19 protein-coding genes are annotated in these 24,104 nt (G+C 35.8%); 16 read left to right on the forward strand and 3 right to left on the reverse strand.

The window, feature by feature from the left end; translation table 11 throughout:
- Positions 1 to 59: 59 nt before the first annotated feature.
- Together DW721_RS01485 and DW721_RS01490 are read left to right on the forward strand one after the other, a co-directional pair.
- The gene (locus DW721_RS01485) at positions 60 to 743 is read left to right on the forward strand and encodes an ABC transporter ATP-binding protein (protein WP_118744566.1); all 684 of its coding nucleotides are present in this window, start codon (positions 60 to 62) and stop codon (positions 741 to 743) included.
- Positions 736 to 3,177, forward strand: a complete 2,442-nt coding sequence (locus tag DW721_RS01490) for an FtsX-like permease family protein (protein WP_118744567.1) — start codon at positions 736 to 738, stop codon at positions 3,175 to 3,177. The genes DW721_RS01485 and DW721_RS01490 overlap by 8 nt, the downstream gene beginning before the upstream one ends.
- A gap of 195 nt (positions 3,178 to 3,372) precedes the next feature.
- Here DW721_RS01490 and DW721_RS01495 read toward each other — a convergent pair whose 3' ends face one another.
- Positions 3,373 to 3,930 carry a hypothetical protein gene (locus DW721_RS01495; protein WP_022014719.1) on the reverse strand — a complete coding sequence of 186 codons (558 nt, stop codon included), beginning with the start codon at positions 3,928 to 3,930 and terminating at the stop codon, positions 3,373 to 3,375.
- Between the two features lie 437 nt (positions 3,931 to 4,367).
- Here DW721_RS01495 and cysS point away from each other — a divergent pair, with 437 nt between their 5' ends.
- From cysS to DW721_RS01535, 8 genes are all read left to right on the forward strand, one after another.
- Complete coding sequence (gene cysS, locus DW721_RS01500; RefSeq protein ID WP_347560349.1) at positions 4,368 to 5,765, forward strand: cysteine--tRNA ligase; 1,398 nt, start codon at positions 4,368 to 4,370, stop codon at positions 5,763 to 5,765.
- Positions 5,766 to 5,964: 199 nt separating this feature from the next.
- Positions 5,965 to 7,065 carry a PDDEXK nuclease domain-containing protein gene (locus DW721_RS01505; protein ID WP_347560344.1) on the forward strand — a complete coding sequence of 367 codons (1,101 nt, stop codon included), beginning with the start codon at positions 5,965 to 5,967 and terminating at the stop codon, positions 7,063 to 7,065.
- A 75-nt stretch (positions 7,066 to 7,140) separates the two neighbouring features.
- The gene (locus DW721_RS01510; protein WP_118744569.1) at positions 7,141 to 8,106 is read left to right on the forward strand and encodes a zinc ABC transporter substrate-binding protein; all 966 of its coding nucleotides are present in this window, start codon (positions 7,141 to 7,143) and stop codon (positions 8,104 to 8,106) included.
- A gap of 53 nt (positions 8,107 to 8,159) precedes the next feature.
- The gene (locus DW721_RS01515; RefSeq protein WP_207665606.1) at positions 8,160 to 9,011 is read left to right on the forward strand and encodes a sensor domain-containing diguanylate cyclase; all 852 of its coding nucleotides are present in this window, start codon (positions 8,160 to 8,162) and stop codon (positions 9,009 to 9,011) included.
- A gap of 186 nt (positions 9,012 to 9,197) precedes the next feature.
- The gene (yicI, locus tag DW721_RS01520; RefSeq protein ID WP_118744571.1) at positions 9,198 to 11,561 is read left to right on the forward strand and encodes an alpha-xylosidase; all 2,364 of its coding nucleotides are present in this window, start codon (positions 9,198 to 9,200) and stop codon (positions 11,559 to 11,561) included.
- A gap of 205 nt (positions 11,562 to 11,766) precedes the next feature.
- On the forward strand, positions 11,767 to 12,831 hold the full coding sequence (locus tag DW721_RS01525; protein ID WP_022014724.1) for an aldose epimerase family protein: 1,065 nt from the start codon (positions 11,767 to 11,769) through the stop codon (positions 12,829 to 12,831).
- A gap of 77 nt (positions 12,832 to 12,908) precedes the next feature.
- On the forward strand, positions 12,909 to 13,934 hold the full coding sequence (locus tag DW721_RS01530; protein WP_022014725.1) for a response regulator: 1,026 nt from the start codon (positions 12,909 to 12,911) through the stop codon (positions 13,932 to 13,934).
- Between the two features lie 2 nt (positions 13,935 to 13,936).
- Positions 13,937 to 14,377 (forward strand): hypothetical protein, encoded by a 441-nt coding sequence (locus DW721_RS01535; RefSeq protein ID WP_118744572.1) that lies wholly within the window; start codon positions 13,937 to 13,939, stop codon positions 14,375 to 14,377.
- Between the two features lie 184 nt (positions 14,378 to 14,561).
- Here the strand turns inward: DW721_RS01535 and DW721_RS01540 are convergent, their stop codons facing one another.
- Entirely contained in the window at positions 14,562 to 15,362 is an 801-nt protein-coding gene (locus tag DW721_RS01540; RefSeq protein WP_118744573.1) for an HAD family hydrolase, read from the reverse strand.
- Positions 15,363 to 15,768: 406 nt separating this feature from the next.
- Between DW721_RS01540 and DW721_RS01545 the strand changes: the two genes are divergently transcribed.
- The 5 genes from DW721_RS01545 to thiI all read left to right on the forward strand — a co-directional run bounded on the left by DW721_RS01545 (position 15,769) and on the right by thiI (position 21,992).
- Positions 15,769 to 17,868 carry a YgiQ family radical SAM protein gene (locus DW721_RS01545; protein WP_118744574.1) on the forward strand — a complete coding sequence of 700 codons (2,100 nt, stop codon included), beginning with the start codon at positions 15,769 to 15,771 and terminating at the stop codon, positions 17,866 to 17,868.
- Between the two features lie 70 nt (positions 17,869 to 17,938).
- Positions 17,939 to 18,691 carry a hypothetical protein gene (locus tag DW721_RS01550; RefSeq protein WP_022014729.1) on the forward strand — a complete coding sequence of 251 codons (753 nt, stop codon included), beginning with the start codon at positions 17,939 to 17,941 and terminating at the stop codon, positions 18,689 to 18,691.
- Positions 18,692 to 18,843: 152 nt separating this feature from the next.
- Positions 18,844 to 19,581: a 16S rRNA (uracil(1498)-N(3))-methyltransferase gene (locus DW721_RS01555; protein ID WP_055943989.1), complete on the forward strand. Its 738-nt coding sequence runs from the start codon at positions 18,844 to 18,846 to the stop codon at positions 19,579 to 19,581.
- Between the two features lie 19 nt (positions 19,582 to 19,600).
- Complete coding sequence (locus tag DW721_RS01560; RefSeq protein ID WP_118744575.1) at positions 19,601 to 20,794, forward strand: cysteine desulfurase family protein; 1,194 nt, start codon at positions 19,601 to 19,603, stop codon at positions 20,792 to 20,794.
- 16 nt (positions 20,795 to 20,810) lie between these two features.
- The gene (gene thiI, locus DW721_RS01565) at positions 20,811 to 21,992 is read left to right on the forward strand and encodes a tRNA uracil 4-sulfurtransferase ThiI (RefSeq protein ID WP_118498145.1); all 1,182 of its coding nucleotides are present in this window, start codon (positions 20,811 to 20,813) and stop codon (positions 21,990 to 21,992) included.
- A gap of 177 nt (positions 21,993 to 22,169) precedes the next feature.
- Here the strand turns inward: thiI and DW721_RS01570 are convergent, their stop codons facing one another.
- Positions 22,170 to 22,403, reverse strand: a complete 234-nt coding sequence (locus DW721_RS01570) for a PTS HPr phosphorylation site (RefSeq protein WP_022014733.1) — start codon at positions 22,401 to 22,403, stop codon at positions 22,170 to 22,172.
- A gap of 254 nt (positions 22,404 to 22,657) precedes the next feature.
- On the opposite strand from DW721_RS01570, the gene mtaB reads away from it, so the two are divergent.
- Positions 22,658 to 24,046, forward strand: coding sequence for a tRNA (N(6)-L-threonylcarbamoyladenosine(37)-C(2))-methylthiotransferase MtaB (gene mtaB / locus DW721_RS01575; RefSeq protein ID WP_118744576.1), 1,389 nt, complete (start codon positions 22,658 to 22,660; stop codon positions 24,044 to 24,046).
- Positions 24,047 to 24,104 lie beyond the last annotated feature (58 nt).

The following is a 24,104-nucleotide window of genomic DNA, read 5'->3' on the forward strand; positions in this document are numbered from 1 at the left end:
AATATTAGCTCCGGTCAAAAGCCGGAGCTTTAAAGTAAAGTATAATACGGGGGGAAATAATGATAAAAAAGGATGAAATAATATTGTCATGTGATGATATTTCAAAATCATATGAAAACGGAAATTCTAGAACAAATGTATTGAAGCATGTAAGTATTGAGATAAAAAATGAATCTGTCAATTTGATATATGGAAAGAGTGGTAGTGGAAAAACAACACTTCTAAATATTCTTGCCGGTATTGATAAGGCGTCTCAGGGAAATGTTTATTATTGTGGGAAAAGATATGGCTCTATGGGAGAGAGTAAATTGGCAAAGCTGAGAGGAAATAATTTTGGTTTTGTGTTTCAGGGATATCATTTAATACCACGCATAAGTGTAGAAGAGAATATTTTGTGTCCTGCTTATATTAATGGAAAGAAATATGACAGAGAATATTATGCGTATCTGTTACAGGAATTAGGAATAAATAAATTGACAAAGAAAACATCATATCAATTATCTGGTGGGGAACAACAGCGTGTAGCAATAGCCCGAGCGATGCTTTTAAAACCAAAGATTGTGTTTGCAGATGAGCCGACCGGAAATCTTGATTCTGAAAATACCATGATAATAACGGAATTATTTAGTAAACTCAACAAAGAATATAAAACCACTTATATAATAGTTACACATGAAGAAAATCTCATGGAGAATTGTACTCAGACAATTCGCATAAAGGATGGTGAGATTACAATTGAATAAAAAAATTAAAAAAAATATTAAGTTAACAGGGTTACTTATTGGGAATGAAAAGAAGCTGATGCTTTGTAGTTTTGTTTCTGTTATTGTAGGATTTACATTTATGTTTATGGTTAGTTCGCTTAGTGGAACTATTATAAAGACAAAGCAGGATAATACAGTAAACAAATATGGAAAATTTCTTATGGTTTTACCGGATATTGATAATGAAAGTGAAAAAGAAATAAAACAAAAATGTATTGATTTTAAATATGAACATTTTGGAGTGGTTGGAAATGTAGAATATGCAAACAAAAAAATAACTATTGGAACGATGACAGAAGATATGGGTGCGACACTTGCTTTTAAATTGATTAAAGGAAAATGGGTAAAAGGATCTGATCAGATTGTTGTCGAAGAATATTTACTTAAGTTATTTGGAAAAGAAAATACACAATTACCTTTTGATATAAAATTAAAAAAGGATGGCAGATTTATAAATTATAAGGTTACGGGAGTTATTTCAAATTATTCATCAGTTATATCAACATCATATGACAAAGAGTTGGAAACAAAAGTATATCCGTCAATTATATGTGGACAGAAAAATGATAAAGATGTAAAAAACTCTTTAGTTATTTTGCAGAAAAAACTTGATTTTAAAAAAGCAAAGAGTGATATAGAAAATGTCTTATTTCAAAACATTTCCGAAGAGGCTATATGTGCTAATGAAAAACTACATTGGCATGGATATAGTGATAATGAAGATATGATAAATATAAATATTTGGTATCCTATCTTACTGGGAATAATGCTATTATTAGAGCAGGCTGTAGTGATAAGAGCATTTGTTATTCGCAATCAAAATACATTTCATTTATTTCAGGTATTAGGAATGACAACAAAAGAAATAAAAAGACTTTTCTTTTATATAATGCAGATATTTATATGGTTTGGAGTGCTGACAGGATATATATTATCAGTGATTATTGGCAACACATATATAAGTAATGTTTTTGGGGAATATGGCAGATATTATCTAAGCTCATTAAATAATAATGTTTTGATAATGATGATTGTATTTGCAATGATTTCAATATGTAGTTATTTTATACTTATGGGAATAGAACAGCATTCCAGGTTATTTTCTAATAATAATTTTAGAAAAAACAGAAAATACAGATTTAGAAAAATAGATATAAGCATTATTATTGTTCAGACAGTATGTATTTTTTTTACGATTGCATCGTTTTATTTTATGAATACTTTTAGTTGTAAATCAGAAAATATTGAGTATTATTTGTGCAGCAAAAGTGAGGCAAGTGCATATCCGTTGAGGGGGTATTATATAGAGACAGATGGAGAAGAGTATTTTGGGTTTGATGTTTTAAATGTATTTGATAAGTATAAGGATAAAATAAGTATGTCCATCGAAGCGGAAACAAAGCGATGTTCAATATTATTGGATAAAAATAATGTAGATGAGTATTTTAAAAATTATATAAAAGAAAACAGATTGTATTCTTTAGATGAAAGTGATGCCGAAACTAAAGAAAAAAATAATAGATTGTGGAAACAGGTTTCGGTTAAAACAGAAAAGTACAAGCCGGTATCAGATAATGTGCTTGTGACAGTTTTAAGAGAAAAAGAATTTAAAGACTTTGTGAAAAAGAAAGAAATTAAAAATCCCTGTTTTGAAAACAATAAATCAAAATCCTGTATAGTTATTTTGCCGGACTATAAAGAGATAGCAAGTCCGTCAATTAAAGAAAATGGGATGATACGGCTCGGGGGAATAAGAGGTGATGAGAAAAAAGTAAGGTTTTATTCGGAAAAATTTAATGTTGGTGCTGTGCTTAGTGGAAGTAGTGAAGAGTACAATGGCATAGAAATAGTTATGGATGAGAAAACAGCTATAAAAAGCAGAACGGTTTTGGGATGTAACACAATAACAATAGAAATGAAAAAAGACGCACCGTTATTTATACAAAAAGAAGTGGATAAAAATGTTATGTTTACAATGGCATCAATACAGGGAGGCTTGTTAGATTCTTCAGAAAACAGAGAAAGTGATGATAAGCTGATGGCAGCTTATACATCAGTTCTAAGTAATACAATATTGCTGTTTTGTGCAATTATCATATGTATCTATATTAATTTGAGTATTTATATAGATTGGGAGAAACACAGATATGAATATGGTGTATTGCGAAGTTTTGGAATGAGTTATGCTCAGTTACAGAGAAAAGTATTTTTTAGATATAGCAGTAGCATTTTGTTTGCGTGTGCTTTAAATATGTTTTTAGGAAAATATGCATTTACAAATGGGACATTGACAAGCAGGCAAATAATTGTTTCTGTCGGATTGACCGTAGGAATTACTTATGTTTGCAGGCTCATATCATATTATAGAAAAAAAGATGAAACAGTAAGTCGGATGTTGAGTGAAGGGGAGTAGAAATAAATCGAAAGATAGATAAAGACAAAAAATAACTTAGCATAAAGAGTAAATAATATTTATGCTAAGTTATTTTTATGCTAAGTTATTTTAGAATATACGCCTGAGTTTTTTGTGCTTGCTTTGATATATACTAAATCAGGCAGATGTTTGCAATCAGCTATGCTGCCGGCTCATAATATCATCAGCTTATCATCAGATAAGGCACTCTAAAAGTTTTTCATTTACCGGAAGATAAATCTCAGGAATCTTGTGGTTTGCATCACCGTATGTGTGTTTAGCAAAACAGTTACATACGGCATCATGAGTCTGTTGTGTGTATTTAAATGAAAATACTTTTGCTATACGATTGAAAAATACAGGCGAAATAGAACAGCCCCAGTCAGTAGTATCATTTGCATTGATAAGATTTGGAGTTATGACAAGCTCCTTATTCGTAACAGTGTTGTAAGCCGTGAGGATGATGTAATCTGTAGTTTCATTGACAGAAAACTTAAGTTCGCATAACTGTGAAACATCCTCTCGGAAACCAAGAGTTGCAAGTACAGAGTTGTCAACATGTGCAAATGGATCAAATACATCCGTGATAATCCTGTCACTGTCACTTGAAATAAGTTTAATAAGTTTATCTATGCTTTTCTGGCTTAATACATCACTGTCTAAAGAATTTTTCTGCTCTGAGAGGAAACCTATGAGGGAATCAATCTCTTTCTGGTTTAAAAGTGAAAAACTTGAATTTTGTGTATTGCTCATAAACTAACACCTCCATTATTATAAGATGATTTTTCATAAATTACTTAAATATATTATATGATGTTGGGGTAAAAAGGTATTTTGACCCCAATATCATTATATAGTTTATCGCAAGATGTTTCAAGGGAGGAAAGGTAAATAATGTTGTTTATTTTTGTAACGGACTTGATAAATGCGGGAAAATTTAGTACCATATACAATGAAAAAAATAATTATATCTTTTTTTACATAAATAAAAGCTGCAAAGCAGCGGCTAGCAGCTCGCCGGCAGGTTTATGAATGTAAGAAATGCAAGGCTGGACTGTTACGAAAAGAAACATATATGCATTTTTTTAACATAGAAAAATAGTGTGTAATTAAAATCGTAATGCTATAATATGTATGTTGTGCTGACAGTGCAAATATAACAGATAAATGGAGGAAGCAAGTTGAGAGACATCAATATTTATAATACATTGACGAAAAAAGTTGATAAATTTGTACCAAATGAGCCGGGAAAGGTCAAGATGTACACCTGTGGTCCTACGGTATATCATTTTGCACATATTGGAAATTTAAGGAGTTATCTTGTCGAGGACATTCTTGAAAAATATCTGCGTTATGCGGGATATGATGTAAAGAGAGTTATGAACATCACGGATGTAGGTCATTTGACAAGTGATGCGGACAGCGGTGAGGATAAGATGCTCAAGGGTGCAAAAAGAGAGCATAAGACAGTCATGGAAATCGCAAAGTTTTACAGAGACGCATTTTTCAGCGACTGCAGCAAGTTAAACATTAAGACACCTGATGTTGTTGAACCTGCGACAAATTGTATTCCTGAGTTCATTCATATGATAGAAGTGCTTATCGAAAAGGGATATGCTTATGTGGCAGGAGGAAATGTTTATTTTGACACATCAAAACTCAAAGAGTATTATGTTTTGTCAAACCAGAATGAGGAGGAACTTCAGGTCGGTGTGCGTGACGATGTAGAGGAGGATGACAATAAGAAAAACAAAACGGATTTCGTCCTCTGGTTCACAAAATCAAAGTTTGACTCACAGGAACTTAAGTGGGACAGTCCATGGGGAGTAGGTTATCCAGGATGGCATATTGAGTGCTCATGCATAAGCATGAAACATCTTGGCGAGTATCTGGATATTCACTGCGGCGGTGTCGATAATATTTTCCCGCATCACACAAACGAGATAGCCCAGAGTGAATCATACATCGGTCATAAATGGTGCAATTACTGGTTCCATGTCCAGCATTTAAATGACAAGTCAGGAAAGATGAGCAAGTCAAAAGGAGAGTTCCTTACCGTATCACTTCTTGAGGAAAAAGGCTACAATCCGCTTGTTTACAGACTTTTCTGCTTACAGTCACATTACCGCAAGCCGCTTTTGTTCAGCTATGATGTAATGGACAATGTAAAGACGACTTACGAAAAACTCGTCAAGAGAACATCATCACTTTCTAAAGAGGGTGAGGTTGACAAAGAGATATTTGAAAAGTATCAGAATGAATTTGCTGATGCAATGGGAAATGACCTTAATACATCACAGGCGGTTACTGTTCTCTATGATGTGTTAAAGGCAGATACAAATGATGCTACAAAGAGAGCACTTGTAGAAGATTTTGATAGTGTTTTATCACTTGACCTTTTGAAAGAGCAGGAAGAAAAGACAGCGGATGACGGACTTAAGGCAATGGTTGAAGATATGATAGCAAAGAGAAATACAGCACGCAAAGAAAAGGATTTTGCGGCAGCAGATGCCATAAGAGATGAACTTCTTTCTAAAGGAATTGAAATAAAAGATACAAGAGAGGGTACAGTCTGGAAATTGATTTAGCACAATAAAAAACTAATTATTTATTGTAGATTGTACCGGTGATTGAAATAAGGCTACCTTAATCCATCGTCTAAAGCTAGTGGGATTGCGGTAGCCTTATTTTAAAAATATGATTATAGATGAGAGATTAGTAGTAGAGATTGACAACTTTTGGAAAATAATGTTTTAATTGAAATCGAAATCCAAAGGAGCGGTGGCTATGGATAATAAATTACAAAAAACAGGACAAAATAGTCTTATGGATAATTTTGTTAAAACTGATGACATCTTAAATGATATGTGTGGAATTATTGAGTCCTCACAAAAAGCTGCATATCAGGCGGTCAATACAACACTGATACAGAGAAACTGGCTGCTTGGGTATCGAATTGCAGAAGAAGAATTAGGCGGAGATGAACGCTCAGAGTATGGATTAAGGGTAATAAAGGAAATTTCTAAAAAACTGACTCAGAGATACGGAAAAGGATATGATAGAAGTAATTTGTATCATTGTCTAAAGTTTTATAAAACATTTCCTGAAATTGTCGACACGGTGTGTAGACAATCCAATAGTTTGCTGTCATGGTCGCATTATAGAGCTTTATTGCAGGTCAAAGACCATGATGCCCGTGCATGGTATGAGAAAGAAGCCGCAGAACAGACTTGGAGTGTCCGCACTTTGCAAAGAAATATTTCTTCTCAGTATTATTATCGTATGCTCAAGACACAGAAAAAAGAGCTTGTAGAAAGCGAAATGAAAGAACTGACGGCATCGTATCAGAAGGATAAGTTAGAGTTTATCAAAAATCCGGTAGTTGCAGAGTTCTTAGGATTTTCTCAGAACACGGATTTTACAGAGAGTGACCTAGAGAAAAGTATTCTTTCTAATTTACAGAAATTTTTGATGGAACTTGGAAAGGGATATGCTTTTGTGGCAAGGCAGCAGCATATTCATACGGAGAAGCAGGACTATTACATTGACCTTGTATTTTACAATTATATACTAAAATGTTTTGTGCTCATTGACTTGAAAACAGAGAAGATAACCCATCAGGATGTGGGGCAGATGGATATGTATATCCGTATGTATGATGAACTGAAACGCAGTGAGGGTGATAGTCCGACAATAGGTATTGTGCTTTGTTCTGATACAGACGATGATATTGCACGCTATTCTGTTATGCACGGCAATGAACAGCTATTTGCATCAAAATATAAATTGTACCTGCCGACAAAAGAAGAACTGAAAGCAGAGATTGAAACTCAAAAGGCAATGTTTTATCTTAAACAGCAGGATAATGAGGAAAAAGAAACAGAATAGGATTTGCAAAGTTTTAGATTTGTAACATTCAGAGCGTGTTTTGCCATATTATTAAAAAACTCAGGGGGAAAAGACATGAAACTTAAGAAAAAAATGCTTGTGTGTATCTTGCTTCTTATTTGCATATGTTCACTTGCAGGCTGCAAGAAAGGCTCACAAAAGGATAATGAAAAAAGCGGGAAATTATCGGTGGTGACGACAATATTCCCATATTATGATTTTGTGAAGAATATAGCAGGTGACAAAGTAAAGCTTTCGATGATAGTTCCGGCTGGACAGGATTTACATTCATTTAAACCGGATTCAACGGATATGTCAAATGTATTAAAGGCGGATGTTCTTATTTACAATAGTGGAACTTCTGAAAAATGGGTTGACAGCCTTTTGAAAGTAAAAAGTAAAGAGGCGAAGAAAATTAAAAAAGTTTCTATGATGGATAATGCGTCAGATATTGTGAGTTCGCTGAATGAAGATGGCGACATAAAGGAGCAGACAGGACAGCGTGAATATGATGAACATTTGTGGACTTCACCGGTATGTGCAAAAAAGATTGTTTCAATTATAGAGGAAAAGCTTTGTGATGCCGATAAAGAAAATGCAGATTATTATAAGAAAAATGCTAAAAAATATATAAAGAAACTTGAAGATGTAGATTATGAGCTTAGAGAAGTGTCCGAAAATGCAGGAATTAAGCATCTTATATTTGCCGATGGATTTTCGATGAGATACATGGCAAGCGAACTTGGCCTTGCTTATAGTGCGGCATATCCTGTCTGTGGTGGATATCAGAAACCTAAAAAGCAGACAATATCTTATCTTGAAGAGAGAATAAAGGAAGAAAAAATTCCGGTTATATTTAAAAGTGAGAATGATAAGTCAGATGTGGCAGAGAAGATAGCAAAAAAGACAGGGGCAAAAGTAGAGGTATTTAATACCTGTCACATGGTATCGGCAAAACAGTTAAAAAACGGTGTGTCTTACATTGAGCTTATGAATGAAAATATAAAGCTGCTTAAAAAAGCACTTAAATTTAAAGGTTAGAGAGACATAAGTCAGGGTGACGCAGATTCAGATGGTACATGAAAATATATGTTATGGCTGATATAGCGGCAACAGTTGTAACAGTAATTGCTTATTTCTTCTATGATTTTCATTTAAACCGGGTGTCAGGATATTACCGGGTATTTATGATAATGGGACTTTTAAGCCTGTTTATTGCTAATTTTAGGAGAATATTCAACAATGTTGATGACAAGTTGAGAGCATCTGTGTTATGGGTACTTATAATAAGTAATACGATACCACTGCTTTCATTTGTTCTTTCAAAAAATCCGGGTGGTATGTCAGATTTGCCTGTATATCTTATGCCTGTAGGAAATATTTACATAATATTAGCATTATTATTCAGCTATCTTATGAATTATATGAAAGTTTTTAAGGATGATGTTGAACGACAAGTGTTGCTTAGGATGGCATATACTGATTCCATGACCGGACTATACAACAGGGCGAAGTCGATGGAAGAATTTGAAAAACTTGACAATGGAAGTGAAGCGTATTGTGTGGTGTGGCTTGATCTGAATTATCTGAAAAGAACAAATGACAGATATGGTCATGAAGAAGGGGATATGCTTATCACGAGATTTTCCGGGATATTAAAAAATGCTTTTGATGATATAGGCACGGTATGCCGCATGGGTGGAGATGAGTTCTGTGTCATCATCAAAAAGTCGATGAATGATATAAAAATAAAGAAATGTATCAACAAAATGCTTGAATTTATCGATGAGGATAATAAAGGCGGGAATAGGTATTTTATGCAGACTTCTTATGGAATAGCAGGCAGTGAGGAATTTGATATGCCGAAAACTGACGGAGTCTGTTCAAGGGCAGATGAGCGTATGTATGAGATGAAAGTAAAGATGAAAGCCCAGAGAACTGATTAGAAATATCTGGTATTATCACTGATATGTACGGTGAAGTTACAGCGAAACTTTCTGTATAGATACATAAGTGTGTATGTTATCATAATAGTGTTAAAAATCGCACTAATAATTATAGACGAACCAAAAAAGTGCTTATATAATGTAATCAAAGTTAAGTAAATGGGAAAAAAAGAAAGGAGATTTCTAATGAAAGTAGCAGACGGATTTTGGTTAAGTAAAAAAGGTTATAATGTAAACTATGCTTCACAGGCATACAAAGTTGAAACTACTGAAAATTCCATTAAGGTTCTTGCAACACCTTATACGGTTATGAACAGAGGTATGACTCTCGGGGGACCAAACCTTGAGATTACATACAGCTCTACTTCAGAAAACATCATTAAAGTTCATATTGACCATTACAGAGGAGGTCTTGACAATAGTCCTCGTTATGAGCTCAATGAGGATACAGGTTATACTCCTGTAATCGAGAGAACAGAAGATAAGGTTACACTTACTTCAGGTGATACAAGAGTTGAGATTAAGATTGGCGATGACTGGGATGTTCAGTTCTATTACAAAGACAGACACCTTACAGGCGGTGCATGGAGAGCAACATCTATCATTTCAGAGAGTCAGTTCACGGCTAATGCACGCATGAATCTTCAGGAAGATGACGAGTTCTTCAACTATCCACAGGATGCTCATACAACATATCTCAGAGAACAGTTAAAGACAGACATAGGTGAGTGTATTTATGGTTTCGGTGAGAAGTTCACACCATTTGTAAAGAATGGTCAGACAGTTGAGACATGGAACTGCGATGGTGGTACCTGTTCAGACCAGAGTTACAAGACAGTACCGTTCTACATTTCATCAAAGAGCTATGGTGTACTTGTAAATAGCTCAGACAAGGTTTCATTTGAAGTAAACTCAGATACAGTATCAAAAGTTACATTTACGGTACCTGGAGAGGAACTTGAATACTTTATCATTGGTGGAGAAAACCTTGAGCATGTTCTTGAAAACTATACTACACTTACAGGAAAGCCTGCACTTCCACCAGCATATACATTTGGTTTATGGCTTTCAACATCATTTACTACAAGCTATGATGAAAAGACAGTTATGAGCTTTATCGATGGGATGAAAGAGCGTAAGATTCCGCTTCAGGTATTCCATTTCGACTGCTTCTGGATGAAAGAGTATGAGTGGTGTAACTTTGAGTGGGATAAGGATATGTTCCCGGATCCTAAGGGACTTTTAGACAAGCTTCACAATGAAAAAGGTCTTGAAGTCTGCGTATGGATTAACTCATACATCGGACAGCAGTCAAAACTTTTTGACATCGGAAAAGAAAAGGGATATTTCATCAAAAACCTTGACGGAAGCGTATTCCAGTCAGATATGTGGCAGCCTGGTATGGCTATCGTTGACTTTACAAATCCTGAGGCTTGTGAGTGGTTCAAGGGATTACTTAAGAAACTTTTTGATATGGGTGTAAATAACATCAAGACAGACTTTGGTGAGAGAATACCTACAAAGTGCAAATATTACAATGGAATGGATCCTATCAAGATGCACAACTACTATACATACCTCTACAACAAGTGTGTATTTGAAGCTCTTGAAGATTACTACGGAAAAGATAAGGCTTGTCTCTTTGCGAGAAGTGCAACAGTAGGCGGACAGAAATTCCCTGTTCACTGGGGCGGTGACTGCTACGCTGAGTATTCAGCAATGTCAGAGACTCTCCGTGGCGGACTTTCACTCTGCTCATCTGGATTCGGTTTCTTCTCACACGATATGGGTGGATTTGAAGCTACTGCACCTGCTGATGTTTATAAGAGATGGTGTGCATTCGGACTTCTCTCTACACACAGCCGTTTACATGGTTCAACATCTTACAGAGTACCTTGGGTTTACGACGAAGATGGTGATACAGAAGCTTGTGATGTACTTCGTCACTATACAGTCCTTAAAGGAAGACTTATGCCTTACCTCTGGGCACAGGCAAACAAGACACACAATGTTGGTGTTCCTATGATGCGTTCAATGATAGTTGCATTCTCTGATGATACAGCTTGCAAGTATCTTGACCAGCAGTATATGCTCGGTGACAATCTCTGTATCGTACCTGTTATGAATGAAGAAGGAATTGCAGAATTCTATGTACCTGACTGCGGAACATGGACAGACATTCAGAGCGGTGAAACATACGAGGGCGGAAAATATTACAAGAGACAGTGTGACTACTTCCAGACACCTATCCTTGCCCGTCCAAACAGCATTGTCACATATGGTAATTTTGATGCAGAAGACAAGATGACAGTAGTTTATGATTATCTTGAAAAAGCTGATGCGGTCATTTACGGTCTTGAAGATGGAAAGAGTGCGACAGCAACTATCTATGACAGTGAGTCAAACAAACTTACAGACATAAAAGCTGAGCGTAACGCAAATGTCATAACAGTATCTTATAACTCTACAGATAAGAACTTTACTGTAACAGCAGAAGGAAAGACTGTAGAAGCTAAAGCCGGAACAACAAGCGTTGAGATTACATTGTAATAAAAAGCCATGTTAAATTAAAAAGATATAGATAATGAACCCCGTAGCATTGAGGCGGACTGCTTTATGCTGCGGGGTTTTGTTTTGGCTGTTGTAAAAAATGTAAGAAATTGCTATAATAATATAAATAGACTTATTTTTACAAAAAACGATATAAAATTCAACACTATTAGGTAAACAGTATAAATTTCAGGAGGTACGATATATGAGCATATCAAAAATAAAATTTGGAGTTACGGCAAATGGGGACGAGGTTACAAAATATACTTTGAAAAATAATAATGGTATAGAAGTTTCATTTATTGATCTGGGTGGCGTTATTACCAATCTGATGATGCCGGACAAGGATGGAAATATTGATGATATTGTACTCGGATATGATACAGTAGCTGAGTATGAGGTAAATATGCCAAGTTTTGGTGCACCACTGGGAAGATATGCAAACAGAGTGTCAAATGCCATATTTACCCTTAATGGAAAAGAGTATAAGCTTGATAAGAATGAGAGCACAAACTGTCTCCATGGAGGAAATACGAGATACAACCGCATGATGTATAATGCAGAGACGGATGTGGTTGAGAATGGTGACAGTATTACATTTTCAAGACTGAGTCCTGACGGTGAGCAGGGATTTCCGGGAAATCTCACAGTTGCCATTACATATACATTAAATGATGACAATGAACTTATGATAGATTATTATGCAGTTGGTGATGAAGATACCATCGTAAATATGACAAATCATTCGTATTTCAATCTAGGAAAAGGCGGACATAAGTGTAAGGATATTCTCGACCAGGAGATTACAATTTATGCTGATAATTATACTCCGGTAAACGATATATTGGTGCCTACCGGTGAGATTAAGAGTGTTGAAGGTACAGCACTTGATTTTAGAAACGGAAAGCCGGTGCGTGAAGGTCTTGGTGCGTATGACAAAGATGAAAAGACTGTTACCGAGTACGATCATAACTTTGTACTTAATGGAGACGATGTATGTGATGTTGCAAAGGCAGCACAGTTTGTTTGCAAAGAGACAGGCAGAATGATGGAAGTATATACGGATCAGCCGGGATTACAGCTTTATACGGCAGGTGGACTTACGACGGAAAATTCAAAAGACGGTATAAATTATGCTAATTTCTGTGGTGCGTGCTTCGAGTCACAGAATTTTCCAAATGCCATAAATACTAAAGGATTTCCAAATGCGGTATTAAAGGCTGGAGATGAATATACTACTACTACAGTATTTCGTTTTTCTATTATATGATGTAAGTGTCAAAAGTTGTTATTGACACTTTATTGTATAGATATGAGATTTATCACAGGGAGGATAGTTGAACATAGATGAAGAAGCTTAGTGAATTAGATGTTCTTGTTGTTGATGACAATAGTGCAAATACACTCGTTCTTAAGGCTATGATCGAAAGATATGGTGCAAATGCAGATACCGCTGAGTCCGGCATGGAAGCGATTGAAATGTCATGTTCTAAAAGTTATGATATAGTTCTGATGGATTATCTTATGCCTGATATGGATGGAGTGGAAAGTATAAGGCAGATAAAGTTTGTTGCAGGAGATAATGACAATACTCTCTATTTTGGAGTATCCGCAACAGTAGACAATCAGGTTATGGAAATGTTTCGGGCAGCAGGTGCTTCAGATGTACTCAGAAAACCGGTCAGGAAAGAAAATTTAGAGGAAGTTTTCTCGGCGAATGGAATTGAGATTGACACGATAGAAGTTGAAGAGGAAGAAGAAAAGGACAGGACAATGTTTTTAAATGCAGTTGAGGGACTCAATTATCAAGAGGGTCTTTCACTTATGGCAGGCAGTCTTGAAAATTATATGAAAGTGCTCGCAGTCAGTGTCAGAAATATAATTGAAAATTATAATATGATTGATGTGATAAGAAATACTGAGCAGATGGAAACAATGACGCTTTATTTTCATAGCTTAAAAGGTATATTTTTGAATATAGGTGCAGATGAACTTGCTGGGCAGTCAAAGCGTATGGAATTTGCAGCAAGAGAGTTCGAAAATCCTTATGTTCATGAGATGATGGATGGTTATCTTGACAAAGTCAAAAAATTCCATGATGAACTTGAACAGGCATGTATTTTTTATAAGGAGCAGGATATAAATAAAAGTAAAATTGAAGTTATGCCTGCAACGGAATTTATGCAGAATATTGAAAGACTAAAGGAATATATTGAGGATTTCAACTATATAGATATTATTGAATTATTAGAAAAAATGATGGGAAGTGCATCGGCTGAAACGCAGAGTATTTTAAATGATGTGTATGATAATGTGCAGAATTTTGAGTACGATACTGCCCTTGAAATATTAAATAATGTGACGGAGAATTAATGATGAATGTCTTTAAAAAGTGTTTGCGTAAGGAATTTGGAAAAAAAGGATATGAACATTATGTTGACCTCTTTAATGAAGAAGTGAAAAATTATGCCAATATAAAAAATGATATAGAAAGTAAAAAGATTTACAAAGATATGTATGAGGTTTTATCAAAAGACCCAAAGAAAGTTACAACGGAAAAACTTGAAAATCTGTCATGCACACTTTATAAAGCATTGCAAATTGCAAGAAAGTTTACGGGGGTGCTTTCTGCGTATGTTGCGGGGAATATAGTGCTTCTTGCACTTAATCTTGACTATTATGTCACCTGCATTAGCGTGGCATTTCTCGGAGCAGCATTTTTGTATAAATTATTGGAATTTTTGGAAAATAAATTCTGTTTTATAGATGCATATCTGATAATGATATACAAGACTGTCCTTGAAAAGATAAGGTAAATCTGCTTATTAAAAAAGATACTTTGCATAGTGTTTTTAGCAAAGTATCTTTTTTGATAATATGATTTTTTAAGTTATAGGAAAATGCTAATAACATAGTGGGAAACCAACGAGAATTGCAAAGCAATTTTTAGATGGCAAAACGCAGGCTTTGTTACTGACTTTTAGGTTTAAGTGTCAATGATTAGATAAGTTCAAAATGTTTCATGGCATTATATATGCCATCGTCAAATACATCGTCTGTCACATAATCAGCTTTTTCAAGAACAATAGGACTGCTGTGTTTCATGGCTATGCTGGTGCCGGCAAATTCAAGCATGGTAAGATCATTCGTGCTGTCACCTATTGCAATAGTATCTTTTTTATCTACATTGAAATGCTTCATTAGAAATTCCATACCGGTTGCTTTTGAACAGTTGGCAGGAACAATTTCATAGAAATTATTGCCACGGTCTATTATTGTAAATATTTTTGAATATTTTGCTTCAAATGACTTGAAATCACTGTTTTTGTGAATACCTATGCAGAATTTGTCAAATACAAGGTCAGAAGCCTTTGATGGTTCAAGTTCTTTATAGGCAGAAGGGTAAAGATACTTTTGCTCATCTTTAAAATCACCAATATGTGTTGTGTAAGGTTTATTTCTGTAATAAAGCGTTTTCTCGCCCTCAAGAAGCCATTCAATGTTGTATTTTTCAAGGTCGCTTAAAAGTTCATTACCGATTTCAAAGGGTACTGTCTGTGAAAAAAGGACTTCATTCTTATATAAAATATAAGTACCGCATCCGCACACAAAACCATCCATATTTAATTCTTTGAGATATACATCTATTTCAGATAATGAACGACCTGTATTTACAAAACAGAGGTGGCCGTTTTCCTGAAGCTTTTTAATTGCATCTTTCGCTGACTGTGGAACTACATTTTTTTTGCCGACTCTGTCTGCGAGTGTTCCGTCTACATCAAAAAATAATAATTTTCTCATATGCAAATCCTTTCGATATTGTTATAATGATTTGAGGTGGTATGTTAATCTAAAAAATACCGCAAAATAATTGGTATATATTTTAATTCGCTGTGTTATTTAGCTGAAAGTCAGAGATACAATATATAAAAATCTCACCGGTGTATTTTTATTAAGTTGTTTATATAGTTTTTTACAGTATATCTGATAATATAAAGCGACTGTGCCGCCTGTTGTGTTATTTTATATTGACAATTTCAGCGGTGTTTATTATATAGCACATGGTATGTTTTAGTCAATTATAATGTTTTTGTTTAGTAATAAAAAGAGAATTTGGCATACAATAAACAAGTTCATTGTATTGCCGATTATCTTTTTATGGCTGAAAGGTTACAATGTTAAAAGATTAGAAATGAGGTTTTTATAGATGAGTTACGATAATGATGAGAGAGATTTTTTGCCGGTTTGCAGAGAGGATATGCTTAGGCGTGGCTGGGAACAGGTTGATTTTGTTTACATCTGCGGTGATGCTTATGTGGATCATTCGTCTTTTGGTGCAGCTATTATTACGAGGGTTTTGGAGAGTCACGGATATAAGATAGGTTTTATCGCACAGCCTGACTGGAAAGATGAGGAGAGTATCAAAGTGTTTGGTATGCCAAGACTTGGTTTTCTTGTGTCGGCAGGCAATATGGATTCGATGGTTAATCATTATACCGTATCTAAAAAGAGGAGAAGTTCGGATGCATATACTCCGGGTGGTGTTATAGGAAAAAGACCGGATTATGCGACTATTGTTTATTGCAATCTTATAAGAAAAGTTTATAAGAAAGTGCCTATTATTATCGGAGGTATTGAGGCGAGTCTTAGGAGACTTGCTCATTATGATTACTGGTCTGACAAACTTAAACATTCGATACTTGTCGATTCGCAGGCGGATATATGTATATACGGAATGGGTGAACTTTCGGTTGTCGAGATAGCAGATGCTCTTGAAAGCGGGATTGATGTGTCGGATATTACTTTTGTAAACGGAACTGTTTACAGAGCTAAAAATCTGGATAGTGTTTATGATGCAAAAACATTGCCTGATTTTGAGACGATGCAGAATGATAAGCTTGAGTATGCAAAAAGTTTTTATATACAGTATTGTAATACAGACTCTATTACGGCGAGCAGACTTGTGGAAAAGTATAACGACCATCTTTATGTGGTGCAAAATCCTCCGGCAAGACCGCTTACACAGCTTGAAATGGATGATGTGTATGCATTGCCGTATATGAGGGCATATCACCCGATGTATGAGAAAGACGGTGGTGTACCTGCTTTGTCTGAAATAAAGTTTAGTCTTACAAGCAACAGAGGGTGTTTTGGGGGCTGCAGTTTTTGTGCACTTACATTTCATCAGGGCAGGGTTTTGCAAACAAGAAGCCATGAATCGATAATAGCAGAAGCAAAGCAGATGATAAAAGAGCCGGATTTTAAAGGGTATATACATGATGTCGGAGGTCCGACGGCTGATTTCAGGGGGAGAGCGTGTGACAAACAGGTTGAGCACGGTGTATGTATGAACAGGCAGTGTCTTTTTCCAAAACCGTGTCCAAATCTTAAAGTTGACCACAGCGATTACCTTAAGCTTTTGCGTAAACTCAGAAAACTTGACGGAGTAAAAAAAGTTTTTGTGCGTTCAGGTCTTAGGTTTGATTATATAATGGCAGACAGTGATGATACATTCTTAAAAGAACTTTGTGAGTACCATATAAGCGGTCAGTTAAGGGTTGCACCGGAGCATATATCCGATGAAGTTCTTAGAAATATGGGAAAACCTGAAAATGCCGTGTATGAAGCATTTAAGAGAAGATATGACAGGATAAATAAAAAAGTCGGTAAAAAGCAGTTTGTCGTGCCTTATCTTATGTCATCACATCCGGGTTCTACACTTAAAGAAGCCGTGGAGCTTGCGGTTCATCTTAGGGATTTAGGTTATATGCCTGAACAGGTACAGGATTTTTATCCGACACCGTCGACAATATCAACTTGTATGTATTATACGGGTGTTGATCCAAGAACAATGAAAAAAGTTTACACACCTGTAAATCCTCACGAAAAGGCTATGCAGAGGGCACTTATACAGTATAAAAATCCTAAGAATTATGATCTTGTAAAAGAAGCACTTATAAAAGCCGGCAGGGAGGATCTTATCGGTTTTGATGAAAAATGTCTTATAAGACCGAGAAAGGAAAAATGGAGGGAAGAAGCGTGGGAGAAAAAATCGAGGTCAGGAAGCGGTTTAAGGTCGGGAGAAAAGTCAGGAACAAATGACAGACCAGGTAAAAAAGCGAATGGCTGCAAAAAGTCTGACAGACGAAATACCGGTTTGGAAAATATGTATGGAAATAGAAAAAATTATGCATCAAATGGAACAAACGGCAGAGGTAATAAAAATGCCAAAATAAGTGATAGAGCAGGTAATAAAGGCGGGGCGTTGTCAAACAATAGAAAAAGAGCAAAAAGCAAAAAAAGATAAAGTTTATTAAAAAACAGACGATATAAAATATAGATAATCAGGCGGAAAAAATAAAAGGAGTGTGATCATTATGTCATCAATATTTTCAATAAATGGTGCAGGCAGTATGTTCTTTGCCGACAGCAGCAATAGCACACAGAATTCAGCATCATCAATTTTTGGCAATACAAGTTCATTACTTGGCGATTACGCCATGATAAAGTCCGGTGGATATAAGAAACTTTTGACAGCGTATTATGCTTCACAAAAAACAGACAGTACGGCATCGGGCAGCAGCACATCATCGGCTTCTGATTCTAAGTCGGCTTTACTTGAGGTAAAGACAAATTCAACTAAGTTAAAGGAGTCATTATCAAAATTGTCTGACTCTTCATTATACGAAAAGAAAACGGACAAGGATGGCAATAAGGACTATGACAGGGATGCCATCACAAGTGCGGTAAAGGGATTTGTAGAAGCATATAACAATTATGTTGATTCAAGTTCAAAAGTTGACTCAACAGGAATATTAAGAAGAAGTGTCAGCATGGTAAATAATACAAGTGCAAATTCAGTGCTTCTTTCAAAGAGCGGAATCAGTATCGGAAAGGACAATAAACTTACACTTGATGAGGATACCTTGAAAAAAACTGATGTAAATGTGTTAAAGACATTGTTCAGTGGTGTTGGTTCACTCGGAGATACCATATCTTCAAAGGCAGGTGAAAGTTTCGGACTTGCCAATAGTGCAGCATTTACAATGGGGCATGCTGCTACATATACTTACAGTGGTGCGTATTCTACATTTGCAAACAGCAATAACTGGTTTAACGGTCTTATGTAAAGCTTATGTTACTGTTCTTAAACAGCAGGTGTTCACTGGACTGTAATATATAAATGAATGGAAATCGCAGAATAAAGTAAAAATAAAAATACAGGCATGTATGGATAAAAATTCTGTCATGCCTGTATCTTTATGTAATGAAAGGAAAAAATATGTATCGTTTTTATGTATCCAAAGAGCAGATTACAGATGATAAAGTTTATATAGATGGGACGGATGTAAATCATATAAAAAATGTTTTAAGGCTTGAAAAGGGCGACTGGATAATTGCCTGTGACAAAGAAGGAATGGATTATGTTTCAAGGATAAGTGATATATCTTCTGAAAGGGTAGTGCTTAATATTGAGAAGGTTCAGGACTCGGATACCGAACTTCCATGTAAGATAGTGTTGTTTCAGGGACTTCCTAAGAAAGACAAAATGGAGTTTATCATTCAAAAGGCGGTTGAACTCGGTGTGTCCAAGATAGTTCCCGTAGCAATGAAAAGGTGCGTTGTGAGGCTTGATGATAAAAAGGCCGACAAAAAGGCAAAACGCTGGCAGACGATAGCAGAAGCAGCCGCAAAACAGAGTGGCAGGGGGATTATTCCGGAAGTGACAAATCCTGTAAATATCAAAGAGGCATTTGACATTGCGTGCGGCTTAGAGTACAATATGATACCATATGAGTTACAGGACGGAATAGAAAAGTCAAGAGAAATAGTAAAAGAAGGCTGCACGAAAAAATCAGTTGGAATTTTTATCGGACCGGAGGGCGGTTTTGAAAAAGAAGAAGTTGAAGAGGCTGTATCAAGAGGGATAAAGCCTATATCTCTCGGTAAGAGGATATTAAGGACGGAGACTGCCGGAATAGCGGTTGTTTCAATAATGATGTTTGAGATGCAGGACTAGGTACGGAGGAATAAGACAAATGGAGGCTTATCTTGATAATGCTGCCACAACACAGACATTCCCGGAGGTTTGTGACATAGTTAAAAGAGTTATGATGACTGATTTTGGAAACCCGTCATCAAAGCATACAAAGGGAATGGAGGCAGAAAATTATATAAATGAGGCAAAGGAAAATATAGCAGCAACGCTTAAATGCCAGCCAAAAGAGATTGTATTTACATCGGGCGGAACAGAGTCAAACAATATGGCTCTTATTGGCACTGTTATGGCAAATAAAAGGGCAGGAAAGCATATAATAACGACAAGAATAGAACACGCGTCAATCCATGAGCCGCTTGCATTTCTTGAGGAGATGGGTTACGAGGTGACTTATCTTAAGGTGGACAGGCTCGGTCATATTGATTTGGAAGAACTGAAAGAAGCCATAAGGGATGATACGGTTCTTGTTTCAATTATGTTTGTGAATAATGAGATGGGTGCAGTTGAGGATATAAAAAAAATATCTGAGATAATTAAAAGCAAAAATAAAAATACGCTCTTTCATGTGGATGCGATACAGGCATACGGCAAATATAAGATAGTGCCTAAAAAAATGGGCATAGATCTTATGTCAGTAAGCGGTCATAAAATTCACGGACCTAAAGGAAGCGGATTTTTATATATAAAAGAAAACACAAAGATAAGGCCTATAATCTTTGGTGGGGGACAGCAGAAAGGTATGCGTTCGGGAACTGAGAATGTTCCGGCAATAGCAGGACTTGGACTTGCGGCAAAGCTCATATATGGGGGGCACAGTGAAAAGACAGAAAAACTTTATGAATTAAAGAAGATACTTATTGAAGGTCTTTACAAGATAGGTGATGACAATAAATGTGCTGACGGCTCGTGTGGTGTTGTTATAAATGGAATAGACGGTATTGATATAAAAGAGACTGCTCCTCATGTCGTTAGTGCATCGTTTTACGGGATAAAGAGTGAGGTGCTTCTTCATGCACTTGCGGCAAAAGGTGTTTATGTATCGTCAGGTTCGGCGTGCTCATCAAATCATCCCGAACTTAGCGGTACATTAAAAGCAATAGGTGTAAGTGATGAACTTCTCGATTCCACGATAAGGTTCAGTTTTTCGGTAGAAACGACAAAAGAACAGGTTGAGTATGCATTGGAGGTACTAAAAAAACAGCTTCCGATACTTAAGAGATTTATTAAACAGTAAATAAATGGAGGAAAAGATGGCACAGGGATTTTTATTAAAATACGCGGAGATAGGCGTTAAGGGAAAGAACCGTTATAAATTTGAAGATGCGTTATGCGATCAGATAAGATTAAGACTTTCCGGTATAGACGGTGATTTTACGGTTCAAAAAGAATCGGGACGAGTGTTTGTTCAGGCTGATGGTGACTTTGATTTTGATGAAGTTATCGAGACTTTACAAAGAGTGTTTGGTCTTGCAGGAATAAGTCCGGTCGAGGTTGTCGAGGACAAAAACTGGGACAATGTGACAAAGGCGGTAGGAGACTTCGTAGAAAAACAGTACGATAAATGCGATTTTTCATTTAAGGTAAAATCAAAGAGAAGTGACAAGCATTATCCGTACACATCACCTGAGGTGTGTGTTGAGATGGGCGGCTATCTTCTTGACCGTTTTCCGGAACTTTCGGTAGATGTGCACAATCCTGATGTTTATATATGGGTGGAGATAAGAGAAAAAGCCTATATTTATTCAAAGGTATATAAGGGAATAGGCGGTATGCCTCTTGGAACTGCAGGAAAAGCAATGCTTCTTCTATCAGGAGGAATCGACAGTCCCGTTGCGGGATATATGATTTCTAAGAGAGGTGTCTGGATAGATGCGGTATATTTCCATGCCCCACCATACACAAGTGAGAGAGCAAAACAGAAAGTTGTAGACCTTGCAAAACTTGTCTCAAGATATACAGGAAAGATAAGACTTCATGTTGTCAATTTCACTGACATTCAGATGTATATTTATGAGCAGTGTCCTCATGAGGAACTCACTATCATAATGAGAAGATATATGATGAGGATAGCACAGCATCTTGCCAAAGAAAACGGCTGTCTTGGTCTTGTTACGGGAGAGAGCATAGGTCAGGTGGCAAGCCAGACTATGCAGAGTCTGGCAGCTACAAATGAAGTTTGTGACATACCGGTTTACAGACCGCTTATAGCATTTGACAAGCAGGATATAGTTGACATTTCAGAGAAAATCGGAACATATGAGACTTCTATACAGCCATACGAAGACTGTTGTACGATATTTGTTGCAAAACATCCTGTCACAAAACCAAATCTTAAAGCGATAAACAAATCAGAGGAAAATCTTACCGAGAAGATTGATGAGATGGTAAAAGAAGCTCTTGATACTATTGAGATAATCGAAATCGGAAAATAATAATATATAATTCATAAAGAAAAATTATAAAGAATAACAGATAAAAGAGAACACCAAAGATATGAATAATATGTATCATAAGGTGTTCTCTGAAATTACATTTTAAATTTTAAATTGAGAAGGCATAGCCTTCCCGGTGTTTAGTATAAACTGTTGTGTCATTGTTGACAAACTCTTTTACTCAACGATGTAAGGTGCTAATGTTTTAAGGATATCATCCATGTTGTCATCATCGTGAATGTTTAAGTCGATAGCCTTTGAAAGGTCAAGACTGAAAATTCCCATGATAGATTTTGCATCGATAACATATCTTCCTGAAACTAAATCAAAATCTGTGTTGAATTTAGTTACATCATTTACAAATGCCTTTACTTTGTCGATAGAGTTTAAAGAAATCTTTACGGTTTTCATACTAACTACCTCCCTTATATTTTGTTCACATATAATACTAGACATTGAACAGTGAAAAGTCAATATACAATGTTGCCAAAAAAATGGTCTGTAGTGTGTGTATAGTTACCATTAGAACGACAATAAATACGGAAAGAACAAAAAAATTTGTGATATGTTACAAAAATAAGGTGAAAAATATAGTAGAGTTTACAGAAAAATGTGAGGTTGAACTGTAAAAAATAGTTTACATATAAAATATCAGGAGGAAAAAAGTGCGTGTAGCTTTTTTAACATTAGGATGTAAGGTAAATTCTTACGAAACGGAAAAAATGAAGATTAATTTTGAAAAAAAAGGTCACAGCGTTGTAGCTTTTGATGAGGAAGCAGATGCCTATATAATAAATACCTGCACGGTTACTAATATAGCTGACAGAAAATCCAGAAAAATGCTTCACCGGGCAAAACGCTTAAATCCGGAAGCTGTCGTAGTTGCCACCGGCTGTTATGTTGATTCTGCAAGGGCAAAGGGTGAAGTGGATGAGAGTGTTGACCTTTTTATATCAAATAGCGACAAGGATAATCTTGTAGAGATAGTTTTAGAAAAATTATATCAGATAAACGGTCAGACTTTAGAACAGGATGCTCAAAATAATTGTCATGCAGATATACAGTTAAATAGCTTAGTTCATGAAAATATGTCTGAAGCAGCAATTAAAGAGGAACACACAAGAGCGTATATTAAAATACAGGATGGCTGCAATCAGTATTGCACATACTGCATAATCCCATATGTGAGAGGACCATTGAGAAGTAAGTCTCTTGAGGATATAAGGGATGAGGTTACAAAGCTTGCGGCAGCAGGTTATAAAGAGATAGTTGTAACCGGAATACATCTTTCGTCATATGGAGTAAATGGAAAAAAATCAGGGGAATTTCTTGAAAAAGCCGGTAAACCGCTGCTTGAAGCACTTGAAACGATAGACAGCGTTGAGGGTGTGGAGAGGATAAGACTTGGCTCGCTTGAACCGAGGATAATCACTGACGGGTTTGCAAGCAGACTTTCTAAGATAAAAACGATTTGTCCTCACTTTCATCTTTCACTACAAAGCGGAAGTGAGAGCGTTTTGAAGAGGATGAACAGACATTATTCACCACAGGAATATTTAGACGGTGTAAAGATATTAGAAAAATATTTTGAAAATCCGGCAGTAACGACTGATATAATAGTAGGTTTTCCGATGGAGACAGAGGAAGAATTTTTAGAAACTGTTCAGTTTGCCAAAGAAGTGCGTTTTGCACAGATTCATGTGTTTAAGTATTCAAGAAGACAGGGGACTGTCGCAGACAGGATGGACGGACAGATAACCGAACATGAAAAATCATTGAGAAGTGATAGACTTCTTAAATGTGAAAAGCGTCTGGAAAATGAATATATGGACAGGGCACTTAAGAAAAATGAAAAAGTTTTATTTGAGGAGATAACAGAAATTGGCGGTAAAAAATATATCATAGGATATAATGAGAGATATATAAGAATTGCCGTAAATGCCGATGAAATCAAGGATGCGCAGAGTAAATGCAATACTATAACTGATGTTGAAATCATCGGAAAAGCAGATGATGATGATATAATTCTTGGAAAAATAAATGATAACATTTAAAAAATTATGTTGTTTTTTTTTACGGGATATATTAGTATATAAATATATATTTTGAACG

The sequence above is a fragment of the Clostridium sp. AM27-31LB genome (assembly GCF_003480745.1).
Classification (GTDB): domain Bacteria; phylum Bacillota; class Clostridia; order Lachnospirales; family Lachnospiraceae; genus Butyribacter; species Butyribacter intestini.